This is a genomic window from Bradyrhizobium sp. 26S5, from assembly GCF_036923295.1.
GTDB lineage: Bacteria > Pseudomonadota > Alphaproteobacteria > Rhizobiales > Xanthobacteraceae > Bradyrhizobium > Bradyrhizobium septentrionale.
On the sequence record NZ_CP145948.1, the window covers coordinates 2,625,121 to 2,650,324 of the forward strand.

Genomic DNA, 25,204 nt, shown 5'->3' on the forward strand with positions numbered 1-25,204 from the left:
GCCGGAGGCGGGAGAGATGTCCCCGTGGAAGGGCCGCGATGCGGAGCATCGATCGCGTCGTTTGCGACGAGGCGATTCGAGGCGTCGCGTCGTCGCTACCCGGCAGCCGCCGACAGGGCGCGCCGGAGAAGGCCTGTGACCTTCTCGGGCGCCGTCACGATCGGCGTGTGATCGACATCGAGGCGCTCGATCTCCGCCTTCATGCGCGAGGCCATGAACTCCTGTGTCCCGGGATTGATCATGCGGTCCTGCTCGGCCAGCAGATACCAGGACGGTAGATTTTTCCAGCGTGGCCTCAGCGCCTTTTCCTGGATGCAGGCCACGTGGATTGGGCGTTGCACGGCCGCGAACAGCGCATTTTCCTGCTTGGAGGCGTGCTGTGCGAAAGCCGCCGCAAATCCCGAGTCAGGCATCCAGATGAAGCCATCGGCATCCGGTTCCAGTTTCGGCGCCCGCGGATGCGGCGGCTCGCGATAGAAGACGTCCGCGACGGTCTCTCCCTCATCGGGTGCCAGCGCCGAGATGAACACCAGGCCGCGTACGCGATCGTTCCTGCTCGAGGCAATGACGGCGCCGGCATAGGCATGTGCTGCCAGGATGACGGGCCCATTGATGCGCGCCAGGCTCCGATCGAGCGCACGCGTATCATCCGAAAGCGAAGTCAGCGGAATCGGCGCCGCGACCGCCGCCACGCCGTCGGCCTGCAAGAGCTGGATCACCTCCTTCCAGCTCGATCCATCCGCCCAGGCGCCGTGAACCATCACGATCGTTGGCTTTGTGTTCGATGCACTCATCACATTCATGCCTTCCGTCGTTGTTGAATGGGGAGCGGCGTTCTTCGCGGCAGTGTAAGAAAGGCGCGCCTCGATCGTGTGGCGGGCGGACCTGGCTCATTTGAACTCCCTCCGATAGACCGAGGGGGTCCATCCCGTTGCCTTGCGGAAGGCGGTGCTGAATGACCCTGTTTGAGCGTAGCCCAGGCTGAGCGCGATATCGGTGATCGAGCTGGTTCGATCCGCCAGACGCAACTTGGCGACATCCATCCGCCGCTGCACATGATATTGATGCGCCGGTATGCCGAACGATTGCTTGAACGCCCTGCAGAAGTGATGGAGGCTGAGGCCGGCCAATCCCGCAAGTGTCAGAAGACAGACGTGTTCTCCGAGGTGCCGCTCGATGTAGTCGACGACGGCACGCTTTTGCCAGCTGGCGAGGCCTCCGCGACTGATTGCCGGTTCACCCGCGACATCCGCGTTGACGCAGGACAGTTCGTGGGCGAGTACCGCGGAAAGCGCCTCCAGGTAGGGCAGCGACCTACCTTGGCCGCTCTCGATCGTGTTCTTGAGCTTGGACGCCGTCTCCCAGACCAGCGAATCCGCGAAGTAGAGTCTCGGTTGGCAAACGCCATCACCGCGGTCGGAGTTCCGGAACGCGGCCGGATGCAGATAGAGAAACGTTACGCGGGTTGGAGCCACGGTCTCATGCGTCTCGCGATAAAGGCTTCCAGCGGGCACGAAGGTGAGCTTGTGCGCAAAGCTTCGAAGACTCGATGAATGCGCATTGTCGATTGAGGTTTCTCCACTCCTCCGTACGCCCTCATTGTAGAGGGCAAGGAGGTGCACCGGTCCCTGGAAACGGAGTTCGATACGACTTCCGATCGGAACGTGGACGCTCTCCGAAAACCACCAGCGCCAGCCGGTGCCGAGACGTCTGACTGGTTCTGCCGGAGTGATCGCGACGACCGGTTGCAGCTCGACGCTGTCGAGGGATCTCGACCAGATTGCGCCAGCTCTCGCTTCGGCGGGGAAGCACTCTCTCATGGAAACCAGAGCGCCAGTCACCGGCCGAGATCCCGCCGGGCGATGGACAATGGTGGACAGATACGCACGGTACTGTCGCTCCGCTGGAAGGGGTCACTCGGCATTGAAGGGGCGCGCAATGCGCAGGCGAGACCTTGCTGTTCGCGGAGCGCTGCCGCAATCTCTCGGTTGTGATGCGTTCGCCCATACCTTGGTATGGGTTTTCGACGGCAACGCAGACGTGGGTTTCGCATCGCTCGCGGTCGGGGCAGTGACGGGCGCTTGCCCTACTTGTCGATACCGAGAGCTTCGGCCATCCTGGCCAGCATCGCCACGGACCCGGCATCGAGCTTTCGCATGACGCTGCCGCGATGCATCTTGACGGTGACCTCGCTGATCGAGAGCTTGCTCGCGACCTGCTTGTTCATGAGGCCGGACGCGACAAGCGCCATCACTTGCCGCTCGCGAGCCGTAAGAAGCGCGTACTTCTCCCGGAGCTGCGTGATCTCAGCGAAATGCCGGCGCCGTTTTTGGTCAATCCGGATCGCGGCCGAAACGGCTTCCAGCAGGTCCTGATCCCGGATCGGCTTGGTGAGGAAATCGACGGCGCCGAGCTTCATGCCTTTCACGGTCATCGGAATGTCTGCATAGCCGGTCATTAAAATGACCGGCAGACCGACATTGATGCTCGCGAGATACTCCTGAAGCTCCAGGCCGCTGGTGCCCGGGAGCCTGACGTCAAGCACCAGGCAGGCTGGCGCATCGGGCAAGTTGACGCGGAGAAAATCCGAGGCGGATCCAAACTGGGCGACCTGATAGCCCATCGACTGAAGCAGATCCGCAAGGGACTGGCGAACCGCACTGTCGTCGTCGATGATGTGAACCAGGGCGGCGGCGGTCACGCCCGATTGCTTTCCAGTGTACGCATCATCCGGTACGGCATGAGGACGAAGGCCAGTGTCGCCCGATGCATCGTATTTTCTTCCACGCATAGACGGCCTCCATGGACCGTAACAATCTTGCGGTTCATTTTCTCACCGACCGGGCGGATGTAACCTGTATCGGCGGTCGTTACAAGTTATGGGCTTGATCTGTCTGACGGGACTCCATGGCTGGAACAGCAGCTGAGGCGGCCACGTTCGGTGCCGCGTCCGCAAGTATGCCCACGGCCCGCCGGCCTGCAGCGCACCAATATCTTTGCGTGCCTGTAACCGCACCAGGCCAATCCCCGAAATAGCAGAGCGAGAGACGACGCAGCTATGTCGACGCACGCACGCGGCCGCCTGCCTGACGAGCGGCCTCAGATCGCAACGATGAGGTAGCGTGGATGACGAAGATCCGATACGGCAACGTCAATGTGGATGGGCTGAACGTGTTTTATCGGGAGGCCGGCCGGGCCGATGCGCCGGTGCTGTTGTTGCTTCATGGATTTCCGACCGCGGGCCACATGTTTCGCGGGTTGATCCCCGCGCTCTCGGACGCCTTCCGCGTCGTGGCGCCCGACCTTCCCGGCTTCGGTCGGACCGACATGCCAGCGCGCGAGACGTTTACCTACACGTTCGCAAGACTGGCCGAAGTGACCGAGCGCTTCACCGAGGTAATCGGTCTTGCGCGTTTCGCGATCTATATCTTCGACTATGGCGCGCCGACGGGCCTGCGGATGGCGGTTCGCCATCCCGAGCGCATCATGGCGATCATCTCGCAGAACGGCAACGCCTATGAGGAGGGGCTGAGCGAAGGCTGGAATCCGATCCGCGCCTACTGGAAGAGTCCGTCCGCGGCGAACAGGGCGGCGCTCCGAGCCTTTCTTTCGCCCGAGACGACGGTTTGGCAGTACACCCACGGCGTCACCGATACGTCGGTGGTTTCTCCGGACGGATATTCGCTCGACAACTTCTATCTGACGCGCCCCGGCGCCGACGACGTGCAACTCGATCTGTTTGGCGACTACAGGAACAATGTCGCGATGTATCCGGAATTCCAGGCCTATTTCCGCAAGCACAGGCCGCCTTTCCTGGCTGTTTGGGGAAAGAACGATCCCTTCTTCCTGCCCCAGGGCGCGGAGGCGTTCAAGCGCGACATTCCGGATGCGGAAGTGCGCTTTTTCGACACCGGTCATTTTGCGCTTGAGACTCATGGCGACGAGATTGCGGCTTTGATCCGCAATTTTCTCCAGCGCAAAAGGCGAGACTCCGGGCGTTGAAACGAGTGAGGACAGGATCGTGTGTGCGCTGCTGCCGGACGCCAATGCGCGCCTCGCACCCATCTTCGAAAGGAGCAATCTCATGAGCCTTCTTGATCAGCTCACTCGCCGTCCCGTCGTGGCAGGATTGGGCGCCACGGCACTTGCCGCTCTGCTCAGTCCCACATCCATCCGCGCGCGGGCGTTGGATCGGCCGCCCAGCGTACTGGTGTTTGACGTGGCGGAGAGCCTCCTCGATCTCCAGGTCATGCGGCCCTTGTTCCAGCGGGTGTTCGGCAACGCTGCCGTCGTCGACGACTGGTTTGGCGAGACCATTCTCTATTCGGAGTCGGCCACTCTCACCAACACGTTCGTGCCCTTTGGTCAGTTGGGAGCCGGCGTGCTGCGCACGCTTGGCCGCATCCACAACGTCCCGATCAGCGAAGCTGATGTCGCCGAACTCGGAAGCGGCCTCGCCAGGCTGCCGCCTCATCCGGATGTTCCGGACAGCCTGCGAAGCCTGAAAGCAGCAGGTTATCGCCTGGTCACGTTGACCGACTCGCCGGTCATCCCCGGTCGGGGTCCGCTGCAGGCGGCCGGCCTGGCGGATCTCTTCGAGCAGCAATTCACCGCCGAGACGGTCCGTCGCTACAAGCCGGCCCGCGAGACGTACCAGATGGTGGCGCAGGCGACGGGAGTGGAACTTGCCGAGCTGTGCATGATCGCCTCGCATCCGTGGGATCTCATCGGGGCGCGGACAGCAGGCTGTTCGGCGGCCCTGATCAAACGCCCTGGCGTGGAGCCGCTGGTTGTTGCGGGGCTCAAGCAGCCCCAGATCATTGCGCCAACCCTCGTCGAGATCGCGACGCAGCTCATCCAGCTAAGGCACGCCTGAGTTTCTTGTGACCTTGAGGAGTTTTCCATGGCACAGCTTCGCAACATCGTCTTCGACTGCAACGAAACGCTGCTCGACCTCTCGACGGTCACGCCTGTCTTTCAGCGTTTGTTCGGCGAGCCCGGCGTTATGCGCCTCTGGTTCCGGGAGCTCATCATCTATTCTCAGGCCCTGACCATCGCGGACGTCTATGTGCCCTTCACGGACATCGGCGGCGCAGTCCTCGACAAGTTGGCAGAACCGCGTGGGATCAAGATCACAGCGAGTGATCGTCAGGAGCTCACCGATCGGTTCGCTACCATGCCGCCTCATCCCGATGTGCCGGTGGGCCTGAAGAAGTTGAAGGCAGCGGGCTTTCATCTTTTCACGTTGACGGACAACACGGCCGCCATTTCCGGGCGCCAGCTCACCCATGGCGGGATCGTCGATCTCTTCGACCGCCGCTTCAGCGTCGATGACACCGCCAAGCGGCACAAGCCGGCTCCGGAATCCTATGCCGAAGTCATCCAGGGGCTTGGCGCGTCACCTTCGGAGATGTGCATGATCGCCTGTCACACTTGGGACACCATCGGCGTCCGGGCGGCCGGCTGGGAAGCGGGACTGATCAGGCGCGTCAACAACGACGTCCTGGATACCGCTGCGCAGCCCCAATATGTCGGAAAGGATCTCGTCGAGGTGGCGGATCAGATCATCGCCCGCCATGGCCCTAGGCGCGAATGAGGAACGACCGCCGCCGGCTGCCGCAGTGTGCAAGCTCGCATTGGAATGGCTCCGGTTCTCGATCGGCATCCGCTTCATCATCAAAGAGGACGCTCATGTTGAAGTCAGTCGCCGTTGTCACCGGCGCGAGCCAAGGCATTGGCCGGGCAACTGCCGTTCGTCTCGCCCGTGATTTCTCGGCACTGCTGCTGGTCGCGCGCAACCGGGCGAATCTCGAGCAGACAGCGGAATCGGTAAAGGCCGCAGGCGCCGAAGTCTTGATCATCGATGCCGATCTGGCGGAGCCTTCGGTTTCCAAGGCGATCGTCGATCAGGCGCTCGCGGCCTTTGGCCGGATCGACGCCCTGCTCAATATCGCAGGCGCGGTGCCTCAGGTCGATTTGTTCGACATGACTGACGCGCAATGGGAGGAGGGACTGGCGCTGAAACTTCACGGCGCACGTCGGCTGACGATCGCTGCCTGGCCGGCGCTGAAGGCTGCCAAGGGGTCGGTCGTGCTGATGTCCGGCAATTCGGCTCTGTTTCCGAAGGCGCCTTACGCCGCTGTCGGCACCATCAATGCCGCTATCGTCGCGCTGGCAAAGGCGTTCTCCGACCGCGGCGTCGCCGAGGGCGTGCAGGTCAACAGCGTGCTGCCGGGTCCCGTGATGACGGGACGCCGCCGATCCTATCTCCAGCATTGGGCGTCATTGCACAACATGACGGTCGAGGAGGCGACGGCCAGCTTTCCGAAGCAAGCCGGTATCGCCCGCTATGGCGAGCCCGAGGAGATTGCCGAGCTGATGGCGTTCCTGGTATCGCCGGGCGCGCGTTGGATGACCGGCGCAACGCTGCGCATGGATGGCGGCGAGGTGAAGTCGATCTGAACCTTTTTGCGGAATTATGTAACTTGAGGTACCGACATTGTGCTAAAAGGGGAGAGCCGCGAGAAAGGTAGTGAACAGTGCAAATCGGGCATTCGAGCTCCACCAGTCGGTGCTGGTCAGGCGACCTCACCAGGAGTGCCTCTGGCGTATGGTCCATCTCTCTTGATTGACGTCGATCTCCTTCGCTGTAGTTAGCTTAAATGGGCCGATGATGGATTGGAACGAGAATTCAAGATTTTCAATTGGTTAGAAGGCTGCGTGTGCACCGAGAGGTCAAGAAAAATCTATCGACGGCAAATCAGAGCAGGCGTTCCGCAGCTTGCTGTGGACATCGCTCGGTGCGATCGAATTGACGAGAGCAGGGGCGGCCACCTACGATCGAGAAGCTGATCTCGTATGTCGCTTGGCGAACGGACCTGCCTTCGTTTCGCGAGTCGGGCTACTGTTCTGCGCAACAGTGAAGAATGCGGATGTCGGGGGTTCGAGTCGCTCCCCCGCTACCAATCGTACAATTTTGCACCAAACTACGATTTTGTGCGATTTCTTGCGCCGGATGGCCGCGAGCTTGGCGTAGGCGTATCAGCGTCTATGGCAGCTGGTTGCTGTGCCTGCCTGGACCGCCCTACCGAAAATTGGCGGCGACGAAGCGGGTGACCCTTGGCTCAGCCGCGGCACCGAACGCGCGGATCGCATCCTGAACGGCCATGTCGGCGTTTGTTACGCGCTGGTGCTGCCGCAGGTGCTCAAGCCGTGAGGTCACCATGAACGTCTCCAGAAAGCGTCCGCTCTCGGCGGCGTCTTCGAAGACGTCCCAGGAATAAGCGCCGTCGCGCCTTCGCTGTTGTTCCAAGTCTCTGATGGACACGAGGAAGGCACTACGACGTTCTGGATCGATGTGAGGGGCCAGGATAGCGCCTCCGCACCGGGAGACGTGGTGCTCGGACCGTCATGGGCGATCGCACCACATGATCGTCGTCGGCCATATCGATAGCTTCCGAGATTGTTCAACTCAATCGCACAACCGGTTGACATGAGATCGCTCCTGCGCAGCACTTCACCGTCGGAGCGCGGATCTTGCCGCCGATGACGATCTCGGTAAGGGTTACTCCGACGACGTTGTGTTTCAGCTGCGACGCCTCGGTCCACCTCGTTCATTGCGCAATCAGCGAGAGTGCAAGCAGCGACAGTACCAATGCCGGCGGCATGACCAGGACGCCGAGCCGCAGAAAGCGAAGCGCGCCGACGTGCTCGCCCTCGCGGCGCAGCGCGATCAGCCACAGGATCGTCGCGAGCGAGCCGGTGACCGACAGATTGGGTCCGAGATCGACACCAATCAGAACGGCGCCGGTGATCTGATGCGACGTCTGCGCGGCTTGCGTCGTGGTCGCCGCGATCAGTCCCATCGGCAGGTTGTTGATGAGGTTGGAGGCGATCGCCGTGATGATGCCGCCGCCCCATGAGGTTACGTGGGGCGACAGCGCGGCGGTTCGCTTGAGCTCTTCGGCGAGCGCCGGCAGCACGCCGGTGCGATTGAGGCCTTCGACCAGGATGAACAGCCCGGCGACGAGAAGCAGGACCGACCACGAGATATCGCGCGCGATCGATAGCGGCGATTTGCGGCTATGCAGGAGAACGATCGCGGTTACTACTGCACCGCAGGCGAAAGTTGGAACTCCAAGATCCCGGCCCAAGGCGGATGCGGCGAGCAGCACCACCGCCGTCGTGCCGATGCCGGCCGCGACGATCGCAGCGCCCCTCGTCAGAATGGCTGGCTCTCCGTCGCGCTCATCAACGCCGCCCAACAGGCTCTTGCGCAAGCTGATCCGGAGCATGATGAAGGTCATCGCGATCGCCACGATCGATGGCAGCAGGAAGTAATGCAACCACTCCGGCAGCGTCGGCATCCGCGCGCCGAACAGCACGAGGTTGGCCGGGTTCGAGATCGGCAGCACAAAGCTAGCGGCATTGGCGATGAACGCGCAGACGAACAGATACGGCAACGGCTCGACCTTCGCGGTACGGGTCGCGGCATAGACCGCAGGCGTAAGCACGACCGCGGTGGCATCGTTCGACAGAAAGATGGTGACCAGCGTACCGACTGCATAGACGATCGAGAACAGCCGGGATGCCGAGTTGCGCGAATGCCTGACGGCCTGTTCGGCGAGCCAGTCGAACAGGCCTTCCTTCCGTGCGATCTCGGCCAGCAGCATCATGCCGATCAAAAAAAATAGACGTCGGTGCCTTTCCCTGCGGCTGTGACGGCATCCCGCCATGGCAACAGGTCGAAGGCGATCAGCAAGACGGCGCCGGTCACCGCCCAGATATATTCCGGCAGATTCCATGGACGGGCGATGACGCCCAGGGTCGCAAGACCCGCGATTCCCCAGGTCGCGGCGTTTGAAGCGAACATCAGGCGACACCCGGGACGTGCGAGGCAATTCCGTTCGATACGCGCCCGGGTTTCGTCGCACAGGCGGGTTTCAGCAATGGAGCGAAGACGCTCCACAGCGCGACCGAGATCACCGCGAAACCGCCGAGGATGAGGAACATCGGCCCATAGCCGAGCTCTTGCGCGATCCAGCCGCCGATCGCCGGACTCAGCGAAGCTCCGATGCCCTGCACTGTCATCACCGCGCCCTGGCCAGCGTTGATCCGCCCGGTACCATCGAGGATCCGCGCGACGAGACCTGGCACTGCGACGCTCTGCAAGCCTGCCCCAACCCCATCGAGAATCTGCACTGGATAAACACCCCATTTGTTCAAGAGCCAGGCGGCGACGATACTCCGGATTGGCAAGGCCATGAACGACACCAACAAGACCAGCCAGTAACCATCCTTTTCGGCCATCCGCATCGCAACCAGCGAGGTCAGGATCATAGTGCCCTGGGCAATGACGATTGTTATGGCGACAAAGCTCGCCGGATCGGCCTGCTTGTTGGCGACGACCGCCAAGCCGTAGAGCGGCAGCATCGCCGCATTGCCGAGGTGAAAGAACAGCAACGCTGCGGCGAGGATCAGCAACGGCTTCGACTCCACCAGAACCTGCAGCCCGCTGGCGGGCCTGTCGTCGTTGCCCTCGCGTTCGAGCCCGCGCGCTGCGTCGTCGTCGATGGACGCGCTCGCGATCATCAGCACGGAAATGATGGAGAGGACGCCGAAGACTGCGGCGAGCCAGAACACCGCCGTGAAGCCGTACAGCCAGCCGGTGAATCCGGACAGCCCGGCACCGACCATGTTGCCGGCGTGGTTGAAGGCCTGGTTGCGCCCGTTCTGCCGATTGAAGCCGGCCTGGCGGACGATGCCCAGCGTGATGCCGGCGACGGCCGGGCCGATCGCGGCGCCCGCGATCGCGGTCGCGACCTGGGAGGCCGCCACCAGCCAGAATTCCTGCGACAGCAGCACGATGCCGGACGCAATGACGGTGCTGATGCCAGGGATGATGACGAACAGCTTCTTGCTGCGCGTGGCGTCGATCAGGGCCCCCGCCGGCGTCGTCATCAGCATCCCGGCGATGCCGCCCGCCGTCATCACCGTTCCGATCCAGCCGCTCTGCCAGCCATGCGCGAGCAGAAACACGCCCAGGAATGGGCCGATGCCGGCCTGCATGTCTGCCATGAAGAAGTTCAGCGCGAGCAGCGGACGCAGCGCGCCATCTCGATTTGCCTTGTGTGTGGTCACCGGCGCTCCTCCTCAGAAACGCGAAAGGAGGAAGATGCTGGCCTGCACGAGCCGCACTGTAGTTTTATCAGTGGAATCGACACGTTGTATCCCGATGCTTGATTGACGATCTGCCCGCTCGATGAGGCCCTCAATAGACCCCCGAGCCGGTTGAGTTCCGGCTCGGGTCCGTTTTTCCTTCGACCATTGCAGACTACGGTTGGTCAGAGCGGCATCAGTCGCCCCCCTTGAGCGTTAAGCAGCTTCGTGTCCGCTGCCGACCAGCTTGGCCTTCCGAATCCGGCCGCCCAATTCGACGTGCAGTTCGTAGGTCTCGCCGTTTCGCCGGCCCTCGATTTCGAAGTGCTTGGGCTTGCGACGGGGCGTGCCGACCGGCTCGAACCCGGCCGCACGCGCGGCCTCGATCGCCGTGGCGGGGTCCGCGGACTCGTGATGGCCGTGATCGGGCTTCCTCTTGTGCTGGATCGTCACGCTCTCGCGGCCGCAAGCGAAACGCGTCACCCTGAGCTCGGAGGGCTTCTGTTCGCCTTCCAGCTCGACGTCGGCTCCGATCCGGAGCTTGACGAGGTCCGCTCCGTGCGGCGTGAGATCGGCAAGCACCGCACCCTTCGCGGTCTGAACCACGAAGCGGTGCGCGAACACGTGCACGATCTTGCCGGATAACTTGATCTGGTCTTCGGACATCCTGGTCTCCCGATTTTCATCTATTCATCATTCGCTCACAGCGCTTTGGGCCCCGGAGGTGGCGGCGGGGGCGGTACATCGGCCCGCGGTGGCGGAGAAGCCGCAGGCGGCGGTGGCGGGGGTGCATCCGCCCGCGGCGGCGGCGCTCCAGGAGGCGGTGGCGGCGGCGCGTCCGCCCGGGACGGCGGAGGTGGCGCCCCGCGGGGCGGATGCGGCGGAGGACCGAAGGCTTCCGCCCTGCCGTCGGCATGCGAAACGATCTGAGCGTGGACGATCCCCCGCTCGAATATGCCCTGAACCGTGACGGTCTCGCCTTTGGTCACCGTATCAGCATCTTGGCCGCGTGGCCCGAGGTCGACCAGCGCACGGCCGCTGCCGTCGTCGACGATGAACTTGTTGCCGAAAATCTCGGCGACGCGGCCCCGCACCGCGGACGGACCTCCAGGCTGCAGCGCATCGATGGCGGTCGGCTGCAACAGCATGACGCTGTGAGGCTGCCAATTCTGGGCGAGTCTCACTCCACCGCCGCCGGCGGCAGCGCCGACCGCGAGTACAGCAAGCGCTACCCCTGCCAGCAGGGCTCGATGCCGCGGTTGTCGGCGCGCCGGGAGCGATGGGTCGGTATCTGTATGTGAATGGCTTTCGGTCATCCGACGGTCCCTTCATCGATTGCGATGACCGGAGCCTAGGACACCGCCCCCAATCCAGCCTGAACCGTTTCGTTCAGGTTGGGTTAAGCTCCCGGGCATAGGTCCCGTCTGAGGTGGAAGCGGAATGAAAATCCTTCTGGTGGAAGATGACCGCCTGCTCGCGCAAGAGATTGCCCGAGCCTTGCGCGAGGAAAACTTCGCGGTCGATGTGGCCGCGAACGGCGAGGACGGACAGCATCTCGGCGAGACAGAATCCTACGACGTCGCGGTGCTCGATCTGGGATTGCCCAAGGTGCCCGGGGTCGAGGTGCTGCGTCGATGGCGACAGCACGACCGGCATCTGCCGGTGCTGATCTTGACCGCGCGCGACGGCTGGACTGAAAAGGTCGAGGGCTTCAAGGCAGGAGCCGACGACTATCTGACGAAGCCGTTTCGGACCGAGGAATTGGTCATGCGCCTCCGTGCACTGGTCCGTCGCGCCTCCGGTCATGCCGCGCCGCGAATTTCCTGTGGGCCTCTCAGCTTCGAAACCCAGACCGGGGTGTTCGAGTTCAACGGCCTTCCGTTGAAGCTGACTGCGCTGGAATGGCGCGTTCTGGAATGCCTGATCCTCCGCAAGGATACCGTGGTCGAGCGCGGCCTGCTGTCGGAGAAGGTCTACGAAGGGGATATCGGGACGGACTCGAATTCGATCGAAGTGATCGTCGCCAGGCTGCGCCGCAAGATCGGGAAAACGCTGATCGAGACCGAAAGGGGCCGCGGCTACAAGCTCAACTCAGGATCTTGATGATGAGCCAGAGCACATCGCTCGGCCGACGCCTCATGATCGGGGCCGGCGTATTCATCACCGCCGCGCTCGTCGTCGCTGCGGTCTTGATCTCGTTCGTTCTGCACCGTTTCGTGCAAGGGCAGATCGACCAGAGGCTCGATGCCCAGATCCAGTTTCTGTCTTCCATGCTCGACGTCGATGGTAGCGGCACCCTGCGCTTGGCAGGATCCGCCGACGGCCCGCCTTTCGATCGGCGCCGACACGGCTGGTACTGGATGATCACCGGACCAAAAAACGTGCTGCGGTCCCGGTCGCTCGATGGAGCGGACCTGTCTCCTCCCAACATCCGCGACAGGCCCCCGCCGCCTCCGCCCCCGCCCCGTCGGGCCGACGACGATCCGCCTCCGCGAGACCGTCCGGCGCCAGCTGATGGCATGGGTCCCGACGACCGCAGGCTCCACTTCCGCATCCTGAATGTGTCGGCATCCGGAGTTCCCGCTAGGATCGTGGCTTCCGCTCCGCGAGACGCGGTGCTTGGGCCATTATGGGAAGCGATGCGCACATTGGCGCTGTCGCTTGCCGTGCTCGGCATCGCGTTGATCGGTGCCATGCTGATCCAGGTTCGCCTGGGACTGCGACCGCTCGACCGACTTCGCCGCGCGGTCGCCGACATACGATCAGGGCTTCGCGAACGTGTACCGGATGCTCAGCCAAGCGAGGTACAGCCGCTGGCGACCGAACTCAACGCGCTGCTGGTCCAAAATGCCGCAAACCTCGATCGGGCGCGCAAGCACGTCTCGAATCTGGCGCATGGCTTGAAGACACCTCTCGCTACGCTGGCCGTTGCGCTGCAGAAGCAGACGCCCGGATCCGATGATCTTCACGACCTCGTCGTGCTGATGGACCGGCGCATCCGGCATTATCTGGGCCGCGCCCGGTCGGCTACGCTCGGCGGTCCGGTTCGGACGAGAACTGCGATTTTGCCGCGGGTCGCGGATCTAGGCCTCGTCCTCGGCAAGGTGAACGCCGACAAGGCGATCGATTTTGTCAGTCACATCCCGGCCGGCCTCGCAGTCGCCTGCGAACAGCAAGATGTCGACGAAATGCTGGGAAACGTACTAGAGAACGCCTTCTCCTGGTGCCGCAGCAAGGTCGTGGTCGGATCCCGCGAAGAGGCGCGAAGTGTCGTCCTCGTTGTCGAGGACGACGGACCGGGGCTTTCGCCGGAGCAGATGTCGCAGGCGATGCAGGCCGGCCAACGGCTCGACGAAAGCTCTCCCGGATTTGGCTTCGGCCTGTCGATCACGCGCGAACTCGCCGAACTTTACGCCGGATCCCTTACTCTGGACCGATCGGCACTTGGAGGACTTCGAGTAGCGATACGCCTGCCGTCCGCGGGGCTGGAGTGAGGGAAATCCCGGATGCGAAGTTCGATCAGGGACCGCTCCTGAGGCGAACGACGAAGCGTCTGATCGCCCCGCCGAGGAGCGCATTGACCGCGGTCAATGCTCCCAATCGGCTTTTTCCAGCGAGTGGGACAGCTGGTTCAGGAGTTCGCGTAATCTCTCCTTGTCGGATGGGGTGAATTCCTTGAACAGTCGCGCGTCTCGTTCGCGCGAAACTTCCGTCAACTTGACTGCGAACTTTCGACCTTCGGCGGTCAGCTTGGCGATCGCAGCTCTGCCACGCGACCGTGTTTGTTCGACCGATACGAGCCCACGCTCCTCCAGGATCGCCAGGCTTCGACTTGCGGCAGCCTTGTCGATATCCGCAGCGTCCGACAACTCGCTGACATTGAGCGAACTGATGCTCTTGAGCGTCATGATCAGGCGCCACTCGACCGCGCCGATGTTCCAGGCCGAGCGATAATAAGCGGTCGCGCCTCTGTTGAGACGCATGCCGATGGTCGAGACCAGCACGGCCAAATGTTCGCGCGCCAGCGTTCCGGCGGTGCGCGAGCGGTCGTTCGACGCTTCCTCAACCTCGAGCTTCTTGGCCGCAGGCATTTCAGGGATCTCCCTCAGCAAATCTTCGCCCAAAGTCTCACTCTTGCAGGCGCATTGATCCAGATCAAATTTCTTGACAGGACATTTATTGATGTATCAACATAAAGCTCAATCTCCCAATTCCAAGAAAAAAGTGGCGAGAGCGACATGGAAGGAAACGGCTTGGTCGCCGGTCTTGATCAGGCGAGGACGTATGCCGGGGCAATCGATTGCGACCTTCATCCGGCGGTGCCCGGAATGGGCGTCCTCCTGCCTTATCTGAACGACTATTGGCGCGAGATGGTCTCCGTCCGCGCGCTTGATCGTCTCAATCTGAGCCTGACCAGTTATCCGCAGAACTCGCCGCTATCGTGTCGCCCAGACTGGGCTCTCGATGGCGGCGCGAAGGCGGGCTCCTCGCTCAGGGCGATGCAAGACCATGTGCTCGATCGATTTCGACCGCGCTATGGAATTCTAAACTGCCTCTACGGCGCGCAGGTGCTTCACAGCGAAGACATGGCGGCTGCGTTCTGCCGGGCGACCAATGACTGGATCAGGGATCACTGGCTCAACCACGATCCGCGGCTGCGCGCCTCGATCGTGATCACGTCGCACAATGCAGAGCTCGCCGTGGCCGAAATCGATCGCCGCGCCGATGACTTCCGGTTCGTGCAGGTGCTGATGCTGGTGTCCGGTGAAACGACGCTGGGCCGGCGGCATCTCTGGCCCATCTATGAACGTGCCGAGCGCCTCGATCTGGCGATCGGAATTCACGCAGGAAGCGCCTATCGATATGCGCCCACCGCCGTCGGGTGGCCGTCCCACTATGTCGAGGACTATGTGGCGCAATCCGCCGCATTCGAGAGCCAGCTCCAGAGCCTGATATCGGAAGGCGTGTTCGCGAAATTCCCGAGACTCAAGGTCGTTGCAATCGAATCCGGGCTGACATGGCTGAGCGGATTCATCTGGCGCGCCGACAAGACATGGAAAGGCGTGCGAGCCGAAGTTCCGTGGGTCACGCGCACGCCGTCGGAGATCATCCGCAATAATGTGCGCTTCACCGTCCAGCCGGTCGATGCGGCGGACGACGGCGAGGCTATCATGCGGCTCGCAGATCACATCAAGTCGGATGAGTTGTTCCTGTTCTCGACGGACTATCCGCATTGGCATTTCGACGGGGATGCGGTTCTCTCCGGCCGGCTCCCTGATGCGCTGTTCCGCAAGATCGCCAGTGAAAATGCGCTTGCGACTTATTCGCGATCGGCCAAGGCCGATCAGATCATGGAGGTTGTGCCATGAGCACCGTTGAACTCGAGCGGCCACGGGCCTCGAACTACAAGCTGAAAGTCATCGATTGCGACATTCATCCGGCGATGACGTCGTGGACCGAGGTGCATCCCTATCTGGAAAGACGATGGATCGAGCATCTGTCGGTTTATGGCAGCCACCTGCGCCACGCTTTCTCCGAGGCGCTGTCGCATCCGCGCATGTCGCCCGACGCTGCGAGGATCGATGCCTATCCGGAGGAGGGCGGACCGCCGGGATCGAGCCTTGAATTGATGAGGAAGCAGCACCTCGATCCGAACGGAATCGAGGTGGGCATGTTGATACCTCTGCGCTGGAATCCGGGAAGCCAGCGCAATCTCGATCTTGGCGTCGCATTGACCCGTGCGATGAATACCTGGCAGGTCGAACGCTGGGTGAAGCAGGAGCCGCGGCTGCGGGCCTCGGTACTGGTCGCCCAGGAGGATACGGTTGCCTCCGTCGCCGAGATCGACGCCAGGGGAGGCGATCCCAACTTTACCCAGATCCTGATCCTGCCCAAGACGGACGAGCCGCTCGGACGCCGGCGCTACTGGCCGATCTATGAGGCGGCGGTGCGCAATAACCTGCCGATCACCATCCATGTCGGCGGCACGAATGGCCATCCGTCGACCGGCGGCGGATGGACATCCTACTATATGGAGGAACATCACTCGGTCGCCCAGACCATGCAGGCGGTCGTGGCCAGTCTCGTGTTTGAAGGGGTCCTGGAGCGCCTTCCTGAACTGCGCGTCGTGATCATGGAGGGCGGGTTGGGCTGGGTCCCATCGCTTAATGCGCGCATGGACAAGCACTGGGCACGCCTACGTAGCGAGGTTCCCCATGTCAAGAAGCCGCCGTCGCACTACGTGCGCGAGCAAGTGTGGTTCAGCACGCAGCCGATGGAAGAGCCGGCGACATCAGCCGAATTGATCGATCTGTTCGACAGGATCGGATGGGACCGGCTGCTGTTCTCCACCGACTATCCACATTGGGATTTCGACGATCCGCGCTACGCATTTCGCGCCAACCTCACGCAAGCCCAGCGCGAGCAACTTCTCTATGAGAATGCCCGCAAGTTCTACAGGTTGGACTGATGGCGCGGCATGTGGTTGCGACCGTGGATCAGATCCCGCCAGGCCAGCGCCTGCTGGTCCAGGTCAATGGACGCGAGATCGGCATCTTCAATGTCGAGGGCGAGTATTTCGCGGTCGGCAATCGTTGTCCGCATGAAGGCGCATCCCTGTGCAAGGGGCGCATCGTCGGGCTCGTCGAGGCAACGGGGCCTGGCGACTATCAATACAGCCGCCGTGGTGAGTTGTTGCGCTGCCCATGGCACGGCTGGGAATTCGATCTGCGAACCGGGCGGTCGTGGTGCGAGCCCGATCGCACCAAGGTGCGGAGTTATGAGCTGAAGGTTGAGTCCGGTGGGGCGCTGATCGAAGGCGAGCTGCGCGCCGAAACGTTTCAGGTCACGATCGACAAGCAATATGTGGTCCTGGAGACCTGAAGACCGGCGAACCAATATAGCAAATAAAAGGACTTTGGGAGGAGTAACGTGTTGTTCAAGCTAGGGATACCGGCGGCTGTCGCTTGTCTTGTGGGTCTATTCAGCCCTGCGCAAGCCGACGACGGTTCTTGGGACAAGGTCGTCGAGGCCGCCAAGAAGGAAGGCAAGGTCGTAGTCTACAACATGGCCTTGGGCGCCCCCTACTTCAAGGAAGTCCTCAAGTCGTTCGAAGCGAAGTACGGAATTTCGGTCGAGAGTCTCGACCTGCGCGCCAGCGAGCTCGCCGAGCGCATCCGCACTGAGCAGGCGGCTGGCCGCTTCCTGGGCGACGCGGAAATGGTCACGACGACCATGATCGAGGAGCAGCTCAAGAACGGCGATTTCGTGCAGAAATTGCCACCGATCCCGAATGCCGCCAATTTGCGACCGCCGTTCAAGGCCAATGAATACAGCGTGCCGGCCTTCATGCAGCCAATGGGTATTCTCGTCAACACGCGGCTGGTCAAGGAGCAGGACATTCCGACGAGCTGGAACGATCTCAACGATCCCAAATGGAAGGGCAAGATCCTCTCAGACGACATGCGGCCGCTCGGCAGCGGGAACACCATGTTCGCCATCCTGGAAAAGACCATGGGTGCCGACTTCAACCAGAAACTCGCCGAGCAAAAGCCGGTATTCAGCCGCGATATGCGAAACGACGCGCGACGCGTGGCTCGCGGCGAGTACGCCATCTATATCCCGCAGATCTTTGCCTTCACGTCCGATCTGAAGGGGTTACCGGTGAAGGTCGTGATTCCGAAGGAGGGTGCACCTTACGCGGAGATGGATCTCGCGGTGCTTAAGAACGCGCCGCACCCCAACGCGGCACGCTTGTTCATCGAGCACTTCCTCAGCGTCGAATCGCAATTGCTCTACGCCAATGCCTGGATGCTGCCGGTGAACGCCGCGGCTGCCGAGCGCGCCAATCCGGACGCGAAGCAGTTCGTGAATGCCAAGATCATCGGGCCCGCAAAGCTGGCTGAGCGCTCCACGATGATGGACCTCGCCAAGAAGCTTTATCCCTGAGAGGGCCATGAGCGTTTCAGCCGGAGAGGGAGTTAACAATCTCGTCGAGCGGCGCTCGAAGGGTCTTGGTCGGGTCGGGCGATGGCTGCAGGCGACAGCGGCAGGCCGCCTTGCGGCGCTCGCCCTGCTGGTGGCCATTCTCGCCTTCCTTTCCGTCTATCCTCTGTCGATGCTGCTCTATGGAAGCCTGCATTCGACGCCGCCGGGGATGGCCGGAACGTTCAACCTGGACGGCTATCGCGACGTCATCACGCTGCAGAGCGCGGTGACACTCCTCAACACCGTCGGCATATCCCTGGCCAAGACTACTCCTTCCGTTGTTCTGGCCGTCCTGCTTGCCTGGATTCTGGCACGAACCGACACGCCGTTCCGGGGATCTCTGGAAGTCCTGATCACGCTTCCATTCTTCATTCCCCCAATTCTGACCGCAATGGCATGGGGTCTGCTCGGCAACCCCCAGGTCGGGTTGCTCAATCAGCTCTATCAGTGGATCACGGGATCGGAGACAGCGCCAATCAACGTCTATTCATATGGCGGCGTGGTCTGGCACATGATGCAATATTCAGTACCGTTCCTGTTTCTGCTCATCGTGGATGCTTTCCGCGCGATGGATCCGAGTCTCGAAGAAGCCGCAACCATGTGCGGAGCGTCGCGCCTGAGAGCTTTTCGTACTGTCACATTGCAGCTTATGCTGCCCGCGCTCACGGGTGCGGCGATCCTGAGCTTCATTCGCGGCATCGAGAATTTCGAGTCACCGCTCTTCTTCGGTTCGCCGGCAGGAATTCGGGTCATCACCACCGACATCTATGATTCGATCAACCAGCGGTCGCCGCCGCAATATCAGTACGCAACTGCGATCAGCTTCGTCATCATGGCGCTGTTATTCCTGATCGTTCTCCTGCAGCGGCGGATGCTGCGCGGCCGGAGTTTTCAAACCATCACTGGCAAGGGCTATTCGCCTTCGGTGATGAAACTCGGCGCATGGCGATGGGCAACCTTTGCCTTCTGCGTTCTGTTCTTTGTGGTGACGGTGGTTCTCCCGGTCGGGCAACTCGTGATCGGCTCGTTCTTCAAGTTCTTCGGGTTCTACGAGTGGGACATGCGGACGCTCGAGCACTATCGAGCGGTGTTCGGCAGCAGCGAGTTCTGGCGCGGGTTCAGCAACACGATGTTCCTGGGATTCGTCGGCGCCACATTGACGATGTTGCTCGGCACAATCGTCGCCTATGTCTCGGTCCGCACGAGGTGGCGCGGCCGGCTGCTGATCGATTCGATGGCCTGGCTGCCCTGGATGATGCCCGGCATCGTCCTCGGTGTCGGGTTTCTCTGGGGGGTTGCTCTGCTGCCTCACGGGATCCCGATCTACGGCACGATCTGGGCGCTGTTGCTGGCTTACATTTCGCTCGGCACGCCGCTCTCGGTCCGCGCCATGTCGAGCGCATATGCGCAGCTTTCGTTCGACCTTGAGGAGTGCTCCCGGGTGCATGGCGCAAGCTGGCTGCAAACCATGAGGCGCATAGTCCTTGCGTTGGCGTGGCCGTCCTTCGCCGTCGGATGGGTGTTGGTGTTCTTCGGGATCATGCGCGAACTGAGCGCATCGGTTCTGCTCTATTCCGTCGGTTCCGAGGTATTGTCCGTCGTCTTGCTGAAGCTGTGGGCGAACGGCAATGCAGAGCAGGTCAGTGTCATTGGGCTCATCATGATGGTTCTCGTGATCGTCTTCCGGTGGGTTCAACTCAAATTCATTAGCAGCCGCATCGGTGGAATGTGACCGGGCTTGGATCGCGCCATGTCGAATGTCGTTCTTGAGAAGGTGAGCCGGAGCTTCGGTGATTTCGTTGCGGTCAACGGCGTCGATCTGCGCGTCAACGAGGGCGAATTCGTTACCCTGCTGGGGCCGTCGGGGTGCGGCAAGACCACGACGTTGCGGATGGTCGCAGGCCTTGAGCAGAATACCGGCGGCCGCATCAGCATCGGCAACGAGATGGTCAGCGATGCGGGGCGCGGCGTCTTCGTTCCGTCGGAGCGCCGGCGGCTCGGCATGGTCTTCCAGTCCTACGCGATCTGGCCGCACATGACCGTCTTCGAGAACGTCGCCTATCCGCTGAGGGTGCGCCGCAAATCCGCGGCCGAGATACGCGATCTTGTCGGCAAGGCACTCCGCCTCGTCGAGATGCAGGATTTTGCCGAACGGCCGGCACCGGCGCTGTCCGGCGGCCAGCAGCAGCGGGTAGCGATCGCGCGGGCCCTCGTCTTCGAACCCAAGGTGCTGCTGCTCGACGAGCCGCTCAGCAATCTCGACGCGAAGCTTCGTCTGCAGATGGGCGATGAGTTTCGTTCAATCCAAAAACGGCTCGGGATGACGAGCCTGTACGTGACACATGATCAGGCCGAAGCGATGGCGTTGTCCGACCGCGTGGTCGTGATGGATCGCGGCCGAATCCAGCAGATCGGAGCGCCCGAGGAGATTTATCGCTACCCCGCAAACCGGATCGTGGCGGCCTTCTTCGGAACACCGAACCTGCTCGAGGCCAGTGTGGAGGCCTGCACGCGGATCGACGATCGCCGTGTGCGGCTCGACGTCGTCGGAAAAGGCTGGCGTGGTGCGTGCGAGTCGGCAAGCGAGGTCAGGCCGGGGCAGGCCGTGACCGTCATGGTTCGTCCCGAAGACGCCCGCATCGCGCCGCCCGACACGGCCCGCAGAGACCATGAACTTCGGTGGTCTGGGCAGATTGCGCATACGATCTTCCGCGGTCCGATCCGGTCGGTCGTGGTGCAGACCGACGATAGCCGCCTCAATGTCGATGCGCCGCCGTTCGGTGGCTTTTCCGTCGGAGACAATGTGACCGTCGTTGTTCCGCAGCAGTCAGCCTGGGCAGTGCCGGAGCAGGCCGGCGCAGCCCCTTGAGCCGGGCTGCGCTGCGATGCCTCTCAGCGATAGATCTGCTGAGCCAAGGACAGCATCGCGTTCATGCGTTCGGGATCCGTGGTGCCGAGAAGCTTCGTCGTCTCGATCTGCGCCACCGCCGGATCGACACCGGTTAGCGCGTCAGTCGTGGTCGGCAGCAGCCCCAGCCTCGCAAGGTTCTGCTGCATAGGCTTGCCTAGATAATGCTCCATCAGCAGCCGCGCCGCATTGGGGTTAGGCGCATTCTTCAGCAACGCGAGATCGTAGCCGACATAGGGCAGCCCTTCCTTGGGCGCGATGAATTTCACCGGCAGGCCCTTGAGCTCGAGCAGCGACGTCAGGCTGTCGGGGATGTAGAGCGGAAGCTCGCCGCGGGCCACCCGCCGCTCGTTGGCGGGGATCTCCCGACTGAACTTCAGGTCCTGCTGAGCAAGCTTCTCGTGGAAGCCGCGCCCGTAGAGGTCCTGCAGGACCGAAAAAAGCACGCCGCCGCCGCCCAGCGTCCGCAGATCGTCGCTGAGAATTTTGCCCTTCCAACGCGGGTCCGTCAGGTCGAGCCAGCTCTTCGGTTCGTCCGCCGGCTTGACCAGCATGGTGTTCGCCAGGATGCCGTAGACGATGGCAAAGACAGGGAGCCGCATGCCGTCGCTTGGGAAGTCGGGCTTCAGGCGGCCGAGGCTTGGGAGGGGACCGTGAGGTTCGAAGACATGCTCCTCCTTGATCTGCAGCGTGGTCGTGGTTCGCCCGTTCTCGGAGACGTCGGCTGCGTTTCGACCTGCGGCCTGCTCGATGCGAATGCGTTCCCGGACCTCGCTCGCGCGCGCTTCGAGAATGTCCACGGTGATTCCGTAGGTCGACTCGAAGTCCTTCTTGAGTTCCTTGTGTGCGGCAAGGCCAACGAAGGCACTGTAGAGCACCACACGGCCTTCCTTCTTTGCCGCGGCGACGAGTGTGGACCATTCGTCCTCCGCCCGTGCCGGGGCCGTGATCGATGGCAACATTGAAGAGGCCGTCAGTCCAAACACCGCGGCGCGGCGCGTGATGCGTGCGCGCTCTTTCCAATCCGGCGCGGACATCGACGCTACTCCGCCGCCTGCTGGCTCGGGGCACGCCAGCGAATGGCGGTCTTCAGCTTCTCCTGGTAGGCCTCGAGCCAATCGACCTTCGCGTCTGCATAGAATGAGCCTGCGCGCGCATTCCAGAACACCTCGGTATCGTCGACGCCGGGTGGCACCGTGCCGTTGTTGGCGAGCGCCCGCGCCGCGTTGAGCAGGCGCCGTCTCGTCCGCGAGATCATGACGTCGCTCGGCGCGAGATGTTCCTTGGTATGATCGACGATCAGTCCCATGCTTTCGGTGACGGCCTGGTCCTGCATCACGATGTTGCGGATGCCCGTGTAGATTTTGTTGGTACGTTGAGCCTCGCGATCGATCTGCCAATCGTTGCCGATGTTCTGGACGGGACGCCAGCGTCCATACCAATCCGTGGTGTTGGGCAGATAATCGAGGCCATCGGCCCCCGGGATGCCGCCACCGGATTTCAGCTTGGAGCTCGAGTAAGTCGCCCCCTTGGCGCGGCCGCCATAGATCGAGATCAGCATCGTGTGGGTGTCGTCCATGGGCACCCAGGCTTTGGCGACCACGTGGTCGGCAAAGTCGGCGTTTGGGGTCTGGGTCCAGAACGGCAGGGAGAAATGCGCCATGCGCCAGTGCATTCGATCGTCCGATTCCGGCCGAAACGCGCCATACATCGTTCCCCAGTCGGTGTCGGTGACCTTGTATTCCGGCGCTCGGTTGGAAACCGTGTGACGGGCCGGGTGGCCTTCCTCGAAATCGTCAGGGTTGATGTGCCCGGCATGCAGGAAGCCGAAATGCGACGTGTCGATGTCGCCTTCGAGGCCCTGGAGCCAGTTGGCTTCGCGCTGGAGGATGGTGACGGTCAGATCCTGCTCCGGAACGAACAGCGCTTCGTGCATCGGCATCGGTGGCGCCTCGGCGCGTGCGCCCATGTAAACCCAGATGAGGCCTGCGCATTCGCGCACCTTGTAGCTTTTTGCACGGACCTTTTCTTTGAAATCCTGTGGAGGCGGGACGTTCGGCATCTCGAGGCAGCGGCCCTCGACGTCGAATTTCCAGCCGTGATAGACGCATCGGATGCCGTCGTGCTCGTTGCGGCCAAGAAACAGTGAGGCACAGCGGTGCGGACATTGGTGATCCAGCACGCCAACCCGGCCCGAGCTGTCACGGAAGGCAATGAGCTGCTCGCCGAGCAGCATCAAACGCATTGGATCGCCATCGACTGATAGTTCCGAAGAGAGAGCGGCGGGAATCCAGTATTGCCGCATCATCTCGCCCATGACCGTGCCTGGGCCAACCAGCGTCAGATCCCGGCCGTCAGTCGATTTCGACATGTTGAATCTCCCTGTCTGTTTTTGTTGCTCTTGCTGCTTGCGGCATAAGGTTGGGCCGATTATTTGCATAATGCAACTAATCGCCGCGCGCGTCAATCGTGGTTATCGATAGGAGTGAGCTTGGGTTGAGCAGCGACGACACGATCGCTATTGTCAGACACTTCAAATGGCCAACAATGCTTCGATGACGAACACCAAAACCATCGTTTCTCTTGAAAACTGGACGGGCTATCGGTTTGGGCTGATTGCGTCGCGGTTGGGAAGTTTCATCGCTCCCATGTACGAGGACCGTCACAAGCTGACGGTGCCGGCCTGGCGCAGCCTTGCCGTCATTGCCAGATATCAGCCGCTGACCGCCGCACAGCTTGCAACGTTGACCTCATCGGATGCTTTCAAGGTCGCACGGGCGATTGATCTGTTGGTGCGCCGCGGGCTGATCCATCGCGACGTCGACAAGGCCGATCGGCGTCGCGCCAGCCTCAAGTTGTCGGCCGATGGCCGCAAGGTCTACAAGGATATCGAGAAGTTTGTCGTTCGCGTCGAGCGGGAGCTTATGGCGGCGCTTGACGCGCATGAAATCGACGTCTTGCGGCGGAGCCTCGACAAGTTGGACCACCAGTTGGAAGTCCAGATCAAAGCGCAAGGCCGAGAGAAGTTCTTGTAGCGTCCAGCATCTCCACCCAGAACCATTGCTCGCTGATCTGGCCGAAGCAAGTACTGTTCAGCCTTCAAGTCTGCTACGGCGGCGCCCGCAATCGCACGTTGTAGTTTGGGGGACCAGTGACGAAGAGTCCATGCCGAGGGAACGCCGCAGGGACTGCGGAGCTCTCTTCGTCGGGGCCGTGGGTGCGGCTGGTCGCGGTCTGTTTTATTCGTTGCGTAAGACCAGTATCCAATATGACTATACCGCCCCTATTGTGCGCTTACCGCTGTCCGATGACAGGTCGCCAATCAGCATCTGCTTTACTTGTTCGGCCCGCTCCTTTGTTAGCCTCTCGGCGAATGGGCCGTCTTTCTCTAGCTGCGCTGGCCCCCTGAGTTCTCGATCATAAACCATCCAGTCGTCTGCGCTTCCTCTCCGAACGAGGAACCTGGCTTGTTGAAGTGCTGTGTAATGCAACGATACCTCCCAAATGGCGGTCCGCCGGTCTCAAAAATACACACCAGATGACCGTTTGTTCCTGAACCGGGACATTGAAATTCCCAGCAGCCAATCATCAGCACAATTCATGCCGCGCCCTGTAATTCGGGTAGCGCTTGGTCGGCATGGCGTACCAATTTCTCTAAGCTGGAGAACTGACGCCGGCCTGACGAATGGCTGCAAAATATGTTGCCTAACGTGCGCGTGAGGCCGACAAGCCATTGCAGGCAAAGGAATTGGAGTTGACTGCGCGCGTCGTGTTCATTCGCGAACTGAACGACCAAGTCTGCAGCGGGACTCAATATTCTGGCCGACTTTGTTTCAGCCCGGGCGCTCAGTCATTCACAACTCGAACAACTCGAGGACGTCTGCCAGTCGAAGCTTCGTGCCCTTCGGCAAGTGTTCCAAGGAGAAGGTGCCGCATATTTGCTGCGATCCCGTCACGCTTGATCGGGTCGGACCCGGCGTGGAAGGCGCGCATATCGTCGGCGAACCGTTGGGCGACCTCGGGCGGGATCTCGATCGGCTTTCGCTTGACGGGCATAACCTAGGCAACAAGCGTTAACGCAAGTTCCCATTGCGCGAATTGAATCGTCGATGCACGATGAGGTTGCTTGTTCGTGCTAGCCCCCGGATAAGC

At 61.8% G+C, this 25,204-nt stretch carries 23 protein-coding genes and 1 pseudogene; 14 read left to right on the forward strand and 10 right to left on the reverse strand.

Annotated features, from left to right (window positions below; genetic code table 11):
* Positions 1-95: 95 nt before the first annotated feature.
* The 3 genes from V5279_RS12340 to V5279_RS12350 form a co-directional block, all read right to left on the reverse strand.
* Positions 96-794 carry an alpha/beta hydrolase gene (locus tag V5279_RS12340; protein ID WP_338697630.1) on the reverse strand — a complete coding sequence of 233 codons (699 nt, stop codon included), beginning with the start codon at positions 792-794 and terminating at the stop codon, positions 96-98.
* A gap of 96 nt (positions 795-890) precedes the next feature.
* A complete protein-coding gene (locus tag V5279_RS12345) occupies positions 891-1,841 on the reverse strand; it encodes an AraC family transcriptional regulator (RefSeq protein WP_338697632.1) in 951 nt (316 codons plus the stop codon).
* 245 nt (positions 1,842-2,086) lie between these two features.
* Positions 2,087-2,701, reverse strand: coding sequence for a response regulator transcription factor (locus V5279_RS12350; RefSeq protein WP_338697634.1), 615 nt, complete (start codon positions 2,699-2,701; stop codon positions 2,087-2,089).
* Between the two features lie 425 nt (positions 2,702-3,126).
* Between V5279_RS12350 and V5279_RS12355 the strand changes: the two genes are divergently transcribed.
* The 4 genes from V5279_RS12355 (at position 3,127) to V5279_RS12370 (ending at position 6,462) form a co-directional block, all read left to right on the forward strand.
* Positions 3,127-4,002 carry an alpha/beta hydrolase gene (locus V5279_RS12355; protein ID WP_338697636.1) on the forward strand — a complete coding sequence of 292 codons (876 nt, stop codon included), beginning with the start codon at positions 3,127-3,129 and terminating at the stop codon, positions 4,000-4,002.
* A gap of 19 nt (positions 4,003-4,021) precedes the next feature.
* Entirely contained in the window at positions 4,022-4,876 is an 855-nt protein-coding gene (locus V5279_RS12360) for a haloacid dehalogenase type II (protein WP_338697638.1), read from the forward strand.
* Between the two features lie 27 nt (positions 4,877-4,903).
* The gene (locus V5279_RS12365; RefSeq protein WP_338697640.1) at positions 4,904-5,596 is read left to right on the forward strand and encodes a haloacid dehalogenase type II; all 693 of its coding nucleotides are present in this window, start codon (positions 4,904-4,906) and stop codon (positions 5,594-5,596) included.
* A 95-nt stretch (positions 5,597-5,691) separates the two neighbouring features.
* Positions 5,692-6,462: an SDR family oxidoreductase gene (locus V5279_RS12370; protein ID WP_338697642.1), complete on the forward strand. Its 771-nt coding sequence runs from the start codon at positions 5,692-5,694 to the stop codon at positions 6,460-6,462.
* Positions 6,463-7,084: 622 nt separating this feature from the next.
* Here the strand turns inward: V5279_RS12370 and V5279_RS12375 are convergent.
* From V5279_RS12375 to V5279_RS12390, 4 genes and pseudogenes are all read right to left on the reverse strand, one after another.
* Positions 7,085-7,327, reverse strand: a complete 243-nt coding sequence (locus tag V5279_RS12375; RefSeq protein ID WP_338697644.1) for an MFS transporter — start codon at positions 7,325-7,327, stop codon at positions 7,085-7,087.
* Positions 7,328-7,613: 286 nt separating this feature from the next.
* Positions 7,614-8,872 (reverse strand): annotated as a pseudogene (locus V5279_RS12380) (arsenic transporter).
* Positions 8,872-10,077 (reverse strand): MFS transporter, encoded by a 1,206-nt coding sequence (locus V5279_RS12385; protein WP_338701134.1) that lies wholly within the window; start codon positions 10,075-10,077, stop codon positions 8,872-8,874. The pseudogene V5279_RS12380 and the gene V5279_RS12385 overlap by 1 nt, the downstream one beginning before the upstream one ends.
* Positions 10,078-10,374: 297 nt before the next feature.
* Positions 10,375-10,824, reverse strand: a complete 450-nt coding sequence (locus V5279_RS12390) for a hypothetical protein (protein ID WP_338697646.1) — start codon at positions 10,822-10,824, stop codon at positions 10,375-10,377.
* Between the two features lie 266 nt (positions 10,825-11,090).
* Between V5279_RS12390 and V5279_RS12395 the strand changes: the two genes are divergently transcribed.
* From V5279_RS12395 to V5279_RS12405, 3 genes are all read left to right on the forward strand, one after another.
* Complete coding sequence (locus V5279_RS12395) at positions 11,091-11,459, forward strand: hypothetical protein (protein ID WP_338697648.1); 369 nt, start codon at positions 11,091-11,093, stop codon at positions 11,457-11,459.
* 139 nt (positions 11,460-11,598) lie between these two features.
* A complete protein-coding gene (locus tag V5279_RS12400) occupies positions 11,599-12,261 on the forward strand; it encodes a response regulator transcription factor (RefSeq protein WP_338697650.1) in 663 nt (220 codons plus the stop codon).
* Positions 12,261-13,652 (forward strand): sensor histidine kinase, encoded by a 1,392-nt coding sequence (locus V5279_RS12405; protein ID WP_338697652.1) that lies wholly within the window; start codon positions 12,261-12,263, stop codon positions 13,650-13,652. The genes V5279_RS12400 and V5279_RS12405 overlap by 1 nt, the downstream gene beginning before the upstream one ends.
* Positions 13,653-13,745: 93 nt before the next feature.
* Here the strand turns inward: V5279_RS12405 and V5279_RS12410 are convergent, their stop codons facing one another.
* A complete protein-coding gene (locus V5279_RS12410; protein WP_165126210.1) occupies positions 13,746-14,249 on the reverse strand; it encodes a MarR family winged helix-turn-helix transcriptional regulator in 504 nt (167 codons plus the stop codon).
* A 147-nt stretch (positions 14,250-14,396) separates the two neighbouring features.
* Between V5279_RS12410 and V5279_RS12415 the strand changes: the two genes are divergently transcribed.
* Genes V5279_RS12415 through V5279_RS12440 form a run of 6 tightly spaced genes read left to right on the forward strand, consistent with a single transcriptional unit; the run spans position 14,397 to position 21,013 of the window.
* On the forward strand, positions 14,397-15,527 hold the full coding sequence (locus V5279_RS12415; RefSeq protein WP_338697656.1) for an amidohydrolase family protein: 1,131 nt from the start codon (positions 14,397-14,399) through the stop codon (positions 15,525-15,527).
* Positions 15,524-16,627: an amidohydrolase family protein gene (locus V5279_RS12420; protein ID WP_338697658.1), complete on the forward strand. Its 1,104-nt coding sequence runs from the start codon at positions 15,524-15,526 to the stop codon at positions 16,625-16,627. The genes V5279_RS12415 and V5279_RS12420 overlap by 4 nt, the downstream gene beginning before the upstream one ends.
* Entirely contained in the window at positions 16,627-17,040 is a 414-nt protein-coding gene (locus tag V5279_RS12425) for a Rieske (2Fe-2S) protein (RefSeq protein WP_165126202.1), read from the forward strand. Before V5279_RS12420 ends, V5279_RS12425 begins: the two co-directional genes overlap by 1 nt.
* Before the next feature lie 48 nt (positions 17,041-17,088).
* Positions 17,089-18,105, forward strand: coding sequence for an ABC transporter substrate-binding protein (locus V5279_RS12430; RefSeq protein WP_338697663.1), 1,017 nt, complete (start codon positions 17,089-17,091; stop codon positions 18,103-18,105).
* A 7-nt stretch (positions 18,106-18,112) separates the two neighbouring features.
* Positions 18,113-19,876, forward strand: a complete 1,764-nt coding sequence (locus tag V5279_RS12435) for an iron ABC transporter permease (protein WP_338697665.1) — start codon at positions 18,113-18,115, stop codon at positions 19,874-19,876.
* An 18-nt stretch (positions 19,877-19,894) separates the two neighbouring features.
* Positions 19,895-21,013: an ABC transporter ATP-binding protein gene (locus V5279_RS12440; RefSeq protein ID WP_338697667.1), complete on the forward strand. Its 1,119-nt coding sequence runs from the start codon at positions 19,895-19,897 to the stop codon at positions 21,011-21,013.
* A gap of 23 nt (positions 21,014-21,036) precedes the next feature.
* On the opposite strand, the gene V5279_RS12445 is transcribed toward V5279_RS12440, so the two are convergent.
* Both V5279_RS12445 and V5279_RS12450 read right to left on the reverse strand, forming a co-directional pair.
* Complete coding sequence (locus tag V5279_RS12445) at positions 21,037-22,089, reverse strand: ABC transporter substrate-binding protein (protein WP_338697669.1); 1,053 nt, start codon at positions 22,087-22,089, stop codon at positions 21,037-21,039.
* A 5-nt stretch (positions 22,090-22,094) separates the two neighbouring features.
* On the reverse strand, positions 22,095-23,423 hold the full coding sequence (locus V5279_RS12450; RefSeq protein ID WP_338697671.1) for a Rieske 2Fe-2S domain-containing protein: 1,329 nt from the start codon (positions 23,421-23,423) through the stop codon (positions 22,095-22,097).
* 166 nt (positions 23,424-23,589) lie between these two features.
* On the opposite strand from V5279_RS12450, the gene V5279_RS12455 reads away from it, so the two are divergent.
* Positions 23,590-24,087, forward strand: coding sequence for a MarR family winged helix-turn-helix transcriptional regulator (locus tag V5279_RS12455; RefSeq protein ID WP_338697673.1), 498 nt, complete (start codon positions 23,590-23,592; stop codon positions 24,085-24,087).
* Positions 24,088-25,204: the final 1,117 nt, after the last annotated feature.